A 10,050-nucleotide genomic window follows, 5' to 3' on the forward strand; every position below is an offset into this window, starting at 1 on the left:
GCAGAAACAAGCCTTTTATGTTGGGGTGTGGCAAAACAAGTGCGGAAAAAAGGCTTTCCTGCATAATAACGTAGAGGAGGTGCGTTTATGTTAACAAAAAGACAAAATATGCTGGAAGTGATCCGCGGAGGAAATCCGGATCGTTTTGTAAAACAGTATGAGGGACTGACATTTGTTCTGAATACTCCATATCAGACGAAGTATCCTATGATGCCGGAAGGACCTGGTGCACCAACAGTAAAATGCGGATGGGGATATTATAATTCCTGGCCTGCAGGAACACCGGGAGCGTTTCCGCTCCATGATCCGGAGCATCTGGTATGTCCGGACGTCGCAGAGTGGAAAAAATATGTAAAGGCACCGGACATCAACTACACGGCAGAGGACTGGAAAGAATGCCAGGAGACAGTTGCCGGAATTGACCGGAATGAAACCATGGTTACTGCAATGGTTGCACCTGGAGTTTTTGAGATGTGCCATTATCTCTGTGAGATCCAGAATACCATGATCAATTTCTACGAAGAGCCGGAAGCCATGCATGAACTGATCGAATATATTACAGAGTGGGAACTGAAATGGGCAGAGCAGGTCTGCACCTATATGAAACCGGATGTTGTCTTCCATCATGATGACTGGGGAACACAGAAGTCTACATTTATCAGTGTGGATATGTTCCGTGAGTTCTTTATGGATTCTTACAAACGTATTTACGGATATTACCATGATCATGGTGTTGAACTGATCATCCACCATAATGACAGCTACAGTGCAACACTGGTTCCGACAATGATCGAGATGGGAATTGATGTATGGCAGGGCTGTATGTCTGTTAATGATCTTCCGAAGCTGATCAAAGAATATGGAAAAGATATCACATTTATGGGTGGTATCGATAACGGTAAAGTAGATCGCTTTGATTGGAATCAGGAAATGATCGAAGAGTCAACAGATCAGCTTTGCAGAGACTGTGGTAAGCTTTATTTTATTCCGTGCACCACTCATGGCCTGAATTTCTCATGTATCCCAGGTGTATATGAGGCAGTGGATAAGGAAATCGATAAAATGACAAAGGAAATGTTTTGATCGAAGCATAAGACTTATTAATAAGAAGTAAATAGAATAACAAAGGTCGGAAAAGCCTGCAAAACCCAGCAGAAAAGTGCTTTTCCGGCCTTTTTTTGTGAAATTCAGGAAAAAATAAAATTGTAAAGCAAAAACCCTTGACAGGTGTGCCGGAATCGTGTATGATAGCCAAGGTGATTACAGATGGAGAAATTTGTAGAGCAGACATTTTTATTTGATTTTTATGGAGAGCTTCTGACAGAGAGGCAGCGGCAGGTGTACACCAGTGTGGTATTTGAGGATTATTCCTTAAGTGAGGTTGCTGAGGAACTTGGCATCAGCAGACAGGGTGTGCATGATATGATCAGACGGTGCAATCGGACGTTGGAAGAATATGAAGAGAAGCTTCATCTGGTCGAGAAATTCCTGAACATCCGCAGTCAGGTCATAAAGATCCATGAACTGGCTGACAAGTACCACGCCGAAGATATTGCGGCGATTTCCAATGTGATATTAGAGGAGTTATGATCAATGGCATTTGAGAGTTTAACAGATAAACTGCAGAATGTATTTAAGAAGCTGAAGGGCAAGGGCCGTCTCACAGAGGCTGATGTCAAGGTAGCACTGAAGGAAGTTAAGATGGCGCTTCTGGAAGCGGATGTTAACTTTAAGGTCGTTAAGCAGTTTACGAAATCCGTTCAGGAAAAGGCTATCGGACAGGATGTTATGAATGGTCTGAATCCGGGACAGATGGTGATCAAGATCGTAAATGATGAGCTGGTCAACCTGATGGGAAGTGAGACAACAGAGCTTCCGATCAAACCGGGAATGGATCTTACCGTTCTTATGATGGTCGGTCTTCAGGGTGCAGGTAAGACAACGACGGTTGCCAAGCTGGCAGGCAAACTGAAATCCAAGGGAAAGAGACCACTGCTTGTGGCCTGTGATGTTTACCGTCCGGCAGCGATCACACAGTTGCAGGTAAACGGTGAGAAACAGGGCGTCGAGGTCTTTTCCATGGGAGATAAGCAGAATCCCGTGGATATTGCAAAAGCAGCTATCGAGCATGCGAAATCCAATCAGCAGAATGTTGTGCTCATCGATACAGCAGGACGTCTTCACATTGATGAGGATATGATGCAGGAGCTTGAGGATATCAAAGCGAATGTGAATGTAGATGCTACAGTGCTTGTAGTTGATGCCATGACAGGACAGGATGCAGTAAATGTGGCGCAGAACTTTTCTGATAAAGTCGGCATTGATGGTGTGATCCTGACTAAGATGGACGGTGATACACGAGGCGGCGCTGCGCTTTCCATTAAAGCCGTGACCGGCAAACCGATCTTCTATGTTGGTATGGGAGAGAAGCTTTCAGATCTGGAACAGTTTTATCCAGAACGTATGGCTTCCAGGATCCTTGGAATGGGCGATGTAATGAGTCTGATCGAGAAGGTGGAAGCATCTGTGGATCAGGAACAGGCTCAGGAGATGCAAAAGAAGCTGAAGAAAATGGACTTCGACTTCAATGATTATCTTACCAGCATGGAGCAGATGAACAAGATGGGTGGTATTTCCAGTATCCTGAACATGCTTCCCGGAATGGGCGGTAAGATGAAGGATATCGAGGGTATGATCGATGAGAAGGCTATGGACCGTACCAAGTCCATCATTCTTTCCATGACACCTCAGGAGAGAAGTAACCCCAACATTTTGAACATCTCACGCAAGAACCGTATCGCCAGAGGCGCCGGAGTGGATATTACAGAAGTAAATCGTCTTGTGAAGCAGTTTGAGCAGAGCAAGAAGATGATGAAACAGATGCCGGGATTAACAGGCGGCAAGATGAATATGGGAAAAAGAGGCGGCTTTAAGCTTCCCTTTTAATAAATAACAATAAATTTTCAGAAAGATAATTGGAGGAAAACAAAAATGGCAGTTAAGATCAGATTAAGAAGAATGGGACAGAAGAAAGCACCTTTCTATAGAATCGTAGTAGCAGATTCTCGCTGCAAACGTGACGGAAGATGCATCGCAGAGATCGGAACATATGATCCGAACCTTGACCCAAGCGTATACAAAATCGATGAAGAGGCAGCAAAAAAATGGCTTGCAGCTGGTGCTCAGCCTACAGAGGTAGTTGCTAAGCTTCTTAAACTTGCCGGAATCGAGAAATAATACCTGACAGATTTGGATCTGTGGCCTCAATGAGGTAGGAGCAAGGAGGTATGTAATGAAACAACTTGTAGAAGTAATTGCAAAATCTCTTGTTGAAAATCCGGATGAAGTAGTCGTTACTGAGACTGAAAAAGACGACGCGATTGTTGTTGAACTGAAGGTCGGACCGGCCGATATGGGTAAGGTTATCGGAAGACAGGGCAGAATTGCCAAGGCAATCCGTACTGTTGTGAAAGCGGCTTCTTCAAAAAGCAGCAAAAAAGTGATTGTAGATATTCTGCAATGAAAAAGAGACAGGAGCTGTGGATTCCATGGCTCCTGTTTTTACTCTGAAAGGGAGCAAAAATGGAAGATTTATTAAAGGTAGGAGTTATTACAACGACCCATGGCGTCCGTGGTGAAGTAAAAGTTTTTCCGACAACGGATGACGCAGAGCGTTTTCTTGATATTGAATATGTGCTTCTGGATACAGGAAAAGAGCTTCGCAGACTGAATATTCAGAATGTAAAGTTTTTTAAAAACCTTGCGATCCTGAAGTTTGAAGGCATTGACAACATCAATGATATTGAAATGTACAAGGGCCGTGAGCTTTGGATCCCACGTGAAGAGGCACAGGAGCTTGGCGAGGACGAATATTATGTAGCGGATCTTATCGGAATGGATGTACTTCTGGAGAATGGGGAGAAATTCGGAGTGCTCCGTGATGTGATGGAGACCGGCGCCAATGATGTTTATATTGTAGATCGTGTGGATGGCGAGGAAATCCTGCTTCCTGCGATCCATGACTGTGTTCTTGATGTGGATGTGGAAAAAAATACCATGACTGTACATTTGATGAAAGGGCTTGTTTAAATGAATTATCATGTACTTACATTATTTCCGGAAATGATCGAGAACGGAATGAACACAAGTATTACAGGCCGTGCCATTACAAAGGGACTGTTATCACTGGAAGCGATCAATATACGGGATTTTGCATTCAATAAGCACCAGAAGGTAGATGATTATCCTTATGGCGGTGGAGCCGGAATGCTGATGCAGGCGGAGCCGGTATATCTGTCTTATGAATCCATTGCAGAACGTATTGGAAGGAAACCCCGCGTGATCTTTCTGACTCCTCAGGGAAAAACCTTCAATCAGGATATGGCAAAAGAGTTTGCCCTGGAAGAAGACCTGGTTTTCCTCTGTGGTCATTATGAGGGAATTGATGAGCGTGTTCTGGAAGAAATCGTAACAGACTATGTTTCCATTGGTGATTATGTACTTACCGGTGGAGAACTTCCGGCTATGGTCATGATGGATTCTATTTCCAGAATGGTACCAGGTGTTCTGAATAATCAGGAATCCGGTGAGACGGAATCCTTTTCCGGGAATCTTCTGGAGTATCCCCAGTACAGCCGCCCGGAGGAATGGCATGGCAGAAAGGTTCCGGAGGTGCTGCTTTCCGGACACCATGCCAATGTGGATAAATGGAGAAGAGAGCAGTCTATCATCCGTACAGCCAAATGGAGGCCGGATCTTTTACCAAAAGCTGATCTGACCAACAAAGAGTGGAACGAGGTCCGCAGGCTTCGCAAACAGTGGAAAGAGGAAGTGGAAAAATAATTATGAAAACATCAGATTTTTATTATGATCTGCCGCAGGAACTGATCGCTCAGGATCCGCTGGAGGACAGAAGTTCTTCCAGACTGATGCATCTGTCCCTGAAAGATGGAAGTATCGAACATCGTCATTTTACCGATATACTGGATTACCTGCATAAGGGAGACTGTCTTGTGATCAATGATACCAAGGTTATCCCGGCACGTCTTTATGGTCACAAGGAAGAAACTGGAGCGCTGATCGAGATCCTGCTTCTAAAACGCCGCGAAAATGATATCTGGGAGTGTCTTGTAAAGCCGGGAAAAAAAGCACGTCCCGGTGCAAAGATCACTTTTGGTGACGGTATCCTGAAGGGTGAGATCATTGATATTGTAGATGAGGGAAACCGTCTGATTCAGTTCCATTATGAGGGGATTTTCGAAGAGATCCTGGATCAGCTGGGAGAAATGCCGCTGCCGCCGTATATTACCCACAAGCTGAAGGATAAGAACCGTTATCAGACTGTATATGCAAAGAATGAGGGATCTGCTGCCGCACCTACCGCAGGACTTCACTTCACGCCGGAGCTTCTTGAGAAAGTAAAGGAGAAGGGTGTGAATATTGCACATGTAACTTTACATGTAGGTCTCGGAACCTTCCGCCCGGTAAAGGTAGATGATGTAGAAAAGCACCACATGCACTCGGAGTTTTATATTGTGGAAGAAGATCAGGCAAAACTGATCAATGATACAAAGAAAAACGGCGGAAGAGTGATTTCTGTGGGAACTACCAGCTGCCGTACCCTGGAGTCCGCAGCTGGAGAGGATGGAATCGTGAAGGCCGGAAGCGGATGGACAGAGATCTTTATCTATCCTGGATATAAATTCAAAGCTATCGATGGACTGATCACCAATTTCCATCTGCCGGAGTCTACGCTTCTGATGTTAGTTTCAGCCCTTGCCGGAAAAGAACATATTATGGCTGCTTATGAGGAAGCAGTACGGGAGAGATATCGTTTCTTCAGCTTTGGCGATGCCATGATGATCGAATAAGATACAAAATTACTCTTTATATTATAATATCCCAACGGATCGCAGCATAGAAACATGCAGTGCAGGATCTGTTGGGATATTATTTTTGTTATGCTATTTATTCTTCACTGTCAGAGCCTTCCGATGTAGCGGATGAAGAATCCGCGGCAGGAATCGCAGCACTGCATTCCTCTATCTTGGATTTGATCCTGGATGCCTCATCTCCGGATGCAGGAGTTGGCTGATAATTGTTGTAGCCATCTGCGGAAGAAATAGAGCAGGGAATGATATTGGTCACGTTATCAGCCTGTACGCCTTCTGAGGTGACAGTGAAGGTCTGCTGGAAGATCATGGTGTCCATATCACTTGGAGAACTGTTTCCTCCAAAACAGAAATTGCCAAGACTGTAGACGATGTTTTTTCCTTTATAGGTTTCGATTCCCTGGAGTACATGCGGATGATGGCCACATACCAGATCTGCACCTTCATCGATAGCAAGACGGCCAAGGGTCATCTGATTGGTATCAGGAACTGTTTCGGTCTCATTGCCCCAGTGGAAGATCACAACTATAAGCTCTGCTCCATCTGCTTTGACCTTTGCGATATTATCTTTCAGCTGCTGTTCGCGTCCAAGATGATCCTTCAGCTCGTAAATTCCGACAAGACCAACTTTGATCCCCTTGATGTCCATAACTGCAGTATCATCATAACCGAAGTGTGTAATGCCCGCATTGTCCAGAGCAGTCAGAGTATCCGTGTAGCTCTGCTCTCCGTAATCATGGCTGTGATTGTTTGCAGTGTTTACGGCTTCAACGGAACCGCTGGTGAGTATCTGAGCATATTCGGCGGGTGCTTTAAATGCAAAGGTTTTATCTTCTCTGGCATCGGAATCGGTGAGGGTTCCTTCAAAATTGGCAATTGTCAGGTCATCTGCCTCAAAGATGCTTTTTACATTCTTAAAGAAATAATCTTTGCCGTTGTTATCGTAGCATGCGTTCAGACTTGTGTCATAATCAAAGGTCTCATCGGTACCCAATGTGCAGTCCCCGACTACGCTGAGCGTCAGTGAAACGGGATCTTTCACAGCAGCAGCTTCTTTTTTTGCCTTTTTTGCGGCCTCCTCTTCCTGGGCCTTCTGCAGTGCAGCGGCTTCTGCAGCTTTCCGGGAAGAAATGCATGCACGTGCGGAAAAAATGATCACAAGAATAAGTATGATCAGGATCCCGCCAGCTGCAAGAAACATTTTCTGACGGCGTACCTGGTAATATCTGGATTTTTTGCTGATGTCATTCCTGCGAGTCCCAGTGGAACGTGAACGGGAATTACGGGATGCAGAACCAGAATGCTTCCGCCGTGCTTCCTGTGCTCTGGTGGCTTCTCTGCGTGCCTGCTCTGGATCATGGCCATGAGGCGGCCGCCTTCGATTGTCGTTTGCCATTCTTTTTCTCCTTCGTATGTAAAGATATCTTTATTATAGAAAGAATGGTAAGTATTGTAAAGAAAGAATCGCGGACTTTTCAGAAAAAGAAGTTTTTGATATAATAATTAGGCCAAAAGGCAGAAATATAAACTACAGGGAGATGGTGCTGATATGATATTATATATCGGAAATCATACAAGTTCGTCCAAAGGCTATGCTGCCATGGGGCGTCAGATGCTGAAAAACGGTGGAAACACGTTCGCTTTTTTTACCCGCAATCCCAGAGGAGGCAAGGCAAAAGAGATCGATCCCGCAGATGTGGAAAGATTTCTGGAGCTTTCCAGGGAAAATCATTTTGGAAAGCTGGTGGCACATGCACCGTATACCATGAATGCCTGTGCCGCAAAAGAAAATCTGAGAGATTTTGCAAGAGAGATCATGGCAGATGATCTGAAACGTATGGAATATACACCGGGAAATTATTATAATTTTCACCCGGGCAGTCATGTAGGGCAGGGAACTGAGACGGGAATTACCAAAATTGCGGAAATCCTCAATGATGTCCTTACAGAAGAACAGAGTACGACCGTCCTTCTGGAAACTATGTCCGGCAAGGGTTCGGAAGTAGGAGCAACGTTTCAGGAGCTTCGTGATATCATTGACAGGGTGGAAAAAAATAATAAACTGGGTGTCTGCCTGGATACCTGTCATGTATGGGATGGCGGTTATGATATTGTCCATGATCTGGATGGTGTTCTTGATGAGTTTGACCGGGTGATCGGCCTTTCTAGATTGAAGGCTGTTCATCTCAACGACAGTATAAACGGATTGGGCAGTCATAAGGATCGCCATGCAAAGATCGGCGAAGGCCAGATCGGCCTGGATGCACTTGTGAATGTGGTGTGCCATCCGGCTCTTGAGGGAATTCCCTTTATTCTGGAGACACCAAATGATGATGAAGGATGGAAAAGAGAAATTTCACTTTTACGAGAACGATATTCCATGAAAGGAGATTGATCCATGAAAAAGTTCAGATATTTTATCCTGGTGCTTGCCGGGGTGGCAGCGATGATGCTGGGAGGATGCAAAGATAAGGAAAAATATGACGAATCTGCTTTTCAGGATGACCTGGAACCTCTGAGTGAGGATGAAGTGGAGGCCATGGACCAGAATGGTGACGATGAGATGGCAGTAGCTGATGAAAGCGACCTGGAGCAGCTGCAGGATTCTGAAAATGCTGCAGGATCAGGAGACACAGATGGGTCCGCTTCATCGGATGCAGCAGACTCACAGAGCGAAAAGAAACTGGATGAAAATGGCACCTATACAGATAAAGATGAAGTGGCCCAGTACATTTATGAGTATGGCCATGTACCCTCCAATCTGACTGCTGCAGACTACGATAATGCAGACAGTATGCTTCCGGTAGAGGAGGGCGTAACCTATCAGCAGTGCAGCCTTGATGATGCAGGGAAACAGAAGCTGATCTTCACTCAGGATGCAAAGCGCATTTATTACACAGACGATGACGGACAGTCTTTTGACGAGATCTATTAAAATCAAAAGAACAAAATAAGACCCCCGGATACAGATAAACGATCAGTATCCGGGGGATTTTGCATGTCAGGGCTGAGACTGATCAGTGGACCAGATTTTTCATTTCAGCTCCGTCCATAAAAGTTTTTGCGTTTTCCAGGGTTGTCTCCGCAATATTGGTCAGTGCTTCTACCGTAAAGAATCCCTGATGTGAGGTCATGGTCACATTTGGGAAGGACAGAAGACGCTGGATCGTGGAAGTAGGAAGAATGCTGCTTGACATGTCTTCATATACATATGCAGATTCTTCTTCGTAAACATCCAGACCAACGGCGAAGAATTTGTGATCACGGATACCTGCGATCAGGTCATCGGTTTTGATCAGTCCGCCTCTGGAGGTATTTATAAGGATCACACCATCTTTCATTTTTGCAATCGTTTCGGAGTTGATCAGATGCTCTGTTTCCGGAGTCATCGGACAGTGCAGACTGATCAGATCACTGGTGGAAAGGAGTTCGTCCAGTGAAACATACTCCAGAAAGTCAAGATTTTTATTAGGGAAAAGATCATAAGCAATTACCTTCATGCCAAAGCCGCGGCAGATTTTTGCCATTGCCTGACCGATTTTTCCGGTGCCGATGATTCCGGCTGTTTTCTGATAAAAGTTAACGCCCATGAGACCGTTCAGTGCAAAGTTATTTTCACGGCATTTGATATATGCCTTGTGGGTGTGCCGGTTGGCGGTAAGAGCCAGTGCCATGGCGTGTTCGGCAACTGCTTCCGGAGAATAACCGGGAACACGTGCCACCTGGATCCCGCATTTTGCTGTAGTTTCCAGATCAACATTATTGTATCCGGCACAGCGCATCAGGATCAGTTTTACACCCTGGCGGTGAAGTTCTTCAATGACCGGTGCGCCGAGATCTGCATTTACAAATGCACAGATGGCATCGTAGCCGTGGGCAAGAGCTGCGGTTTCTTCATGGATATTTGCTTCAATGAATTTAATTTCAATGCCTGGATAAGATGGAAGCAGCTTCTCAAAAAATTCCCTATCGTAGCTCTTGGTGTCATAAAACAAAATTTTCATAATCGTTGCTCCTCTCTGGAAATAATTATTTTCCGAAAAAATAATACCATAATAGTAGGAATTTGGAAAGTGGGAAAAATGATAAAATTTATCAAAAAAATGGTTTCATTTTGGAATTATGATATCCATAATAAATAAAAATTATACGAAATACA

At 44.7% G+C, this 10,050-nt stretch carries 12 protein-coding genes; 10 read left to right on the forward strand and 2 right to left on the reverse strand.

Annotated elements, in window-relative coordinates:
- Positions 1–87 precede the first annotated feature (87 nt).
- The 8 genes from NCY57_RS05740 to queA all read left to right on the forward strand — a co-directional run bounded on the left by NCY57_RS05740 (position 88) and on the right by queA (position 5,870).
- The gene (locus NCY57_RS05740; protein WP_021652564.1) at positions 88–1,083 is read left to right on the forward strand and encodes a uroporphyrinogen decarboxylase family protein; all 996 of its coding nucleotides are present in this window, start codon (positions 88–90) and stop codon (positions 1,081–1,083) included.
- A gap of 183 nt (positions 1,084–1,266) precedes the next feature.
- Positions 1,267–1,590: a YlxM family DNA-binding protein gene (gene ylxM / locus NCY57_RS05745; protein WP_015525222.1), complete on the forward strand. Its 324-nt coding sequence runs from the start codon at positions 1,267–1,269 to the stop codon at positions 1,588–1,590.
- A gap of 3 nt (positions 1,591–1,593) precedes the next feature.
- On the forward strand, positions 1,594–2,946 hold the full coding sequence (gene ffh / locus NCY57_RS05750; RefSeq protein WP_015525221.1) for a signal recognition particle protein: 1,353 nt from the start codon (positions 1,594–1,596) through the stop codon (positions 2,944–2,946).
- A 45-nt stretch (positions 2,947–2,991) separates the two neighbouring features.
- Positions 2,992–3,237, forward strand: coding sequence for a 30S ribosomal protein S16 (rpsP, locus tag NCY57_RS05755; protein ID WP_015525220.1), 246 nt, complete (start codon positions 2,992–2,994; stop codon positions 3,235–3,237).
- 55 nt (positions 3,238–3,292) lie between these two features.
- Entirely contained in the window at positions 3,293–3,523 is a 231-nt protein-coding gene (locus NCY57_RS05760) for a KH domain-containing protein (protein ID WP_015525219.1), read from the forward strand.
- A 59-nt stretch (positions 3,524–3,582) separates the two neighbouring features.
- Positions 3,583–4,089 carry a ribosome maturation factor RimM gene (gene rimM / locus NCY57_RS05765; protein ID WP_022426506.1) on the forward strand — a complete coding sequence of 169 codons (507 nt, stop codon included), beginning with the start codon at positions 3,583–3,585 and terminating at the stop codon, positions 4,087–4,089.
- On the forward strand, positions 4,090–4,842 hold the full coding sequence (gene trmD, locus NCY57_RS05770; protein WP_173739443.1) for a tRNA (guanosine(37)-N1)-methyltransferase TrmD: 753 nt from the start codon (positions 4,090–4,092) through the stop codon (positions 4,840–4,842).
- Between the two features lie 2 nt (positions 4,843–4,844).
- Complete coding sequence (queA, locus tag NCY57_RS05775; protein ID WP_059085893.1) at positions 4,845–5,870, forward strand: tRNA preQ1(34) S-adenosylmethionine ribosyltransferase-isomerase QueA; 1,026 nt, start codon at positions 4,845–4,847, stop codon at positions 5,868–5,870.
- A 97-nt stretch (positions 5,871–5,967) separates the two neighbouring features.
- On the opposite strand, the gene NCY57_RS05780 is transcribed toward queA, so the two are convergent.
- Positions 5,968–7,287 carry a CapA family protein gene (locus tag NCY57_RS05780; RefSeq protein ID WP_173739444.1) on the reverse strand — a complete coding sequence of 440 codons (1,320 nt, stop codon included), beginning with the start codon at positions 7,285–7,287 and terminating at the stop codon, positions 5,968–5,970.
- A 153-nt stretch (positions 7,288–7,440) separates the two neighbouring features.
- Between NCY57_RS05780 and NCY57_RS05785 the strand changes: the two genes are divergently transcribed.
- Both NCY57_RS05785 and NCY57_RS05790 read left to right on the forward strand, forming a co-directional pair.
- On the forward strand, positions 7,441–8,286 hold the full coding sequence (locus tag NCY57_RS05785) for a deoxyribonuclease IV (RefSeq protein WP_021652643.1): 846 nt from the start codon (positions 7,441–7,443) through the stop codon (positions 8,284–8,286).
- Between the two features lie 3 nt (positions 8,287–8,289).
- Positions 8,290–8,826, forward strand: coding sequence for a ribonuclease domain-containing protein (locus NCY57_RS05790; RefSeq protein WP_015525212.1), 537 nt, complete (start codon positions 8,290–8,292; stop codon positions 8,824–8,826).
- An 82-nt stretch (positions 8,827–8,908) separates the two neighbouring features.
- Here NCY57_RS05790 and NCY57_RS05795 read toward each other — a convergent pair whose 3' ends face one another.
- Positions 8,909–9,895, reverse strand: coding sequence for a 2-hydroxyacid dehydrogenase (locus tag NCY57_RS05795; protein WP_092069945.1), 987 nt, complete (start codon positions 9,893–9,895; stop codon positions 8,909–8,911).
- Between the last annotated feature and the right edge of the window lie 155 nt (positions 9,896–10,050).

Origin of the sequence: Blautia sp. MB18-30 (genome assembly GCF_023669475.1) — a bacterium.
GTDB lineage: Bacteria > Bacillota > Clostridia > Lachnospirales > Lachnospiraceae > Blautia_A > Blautia_A fusiformis.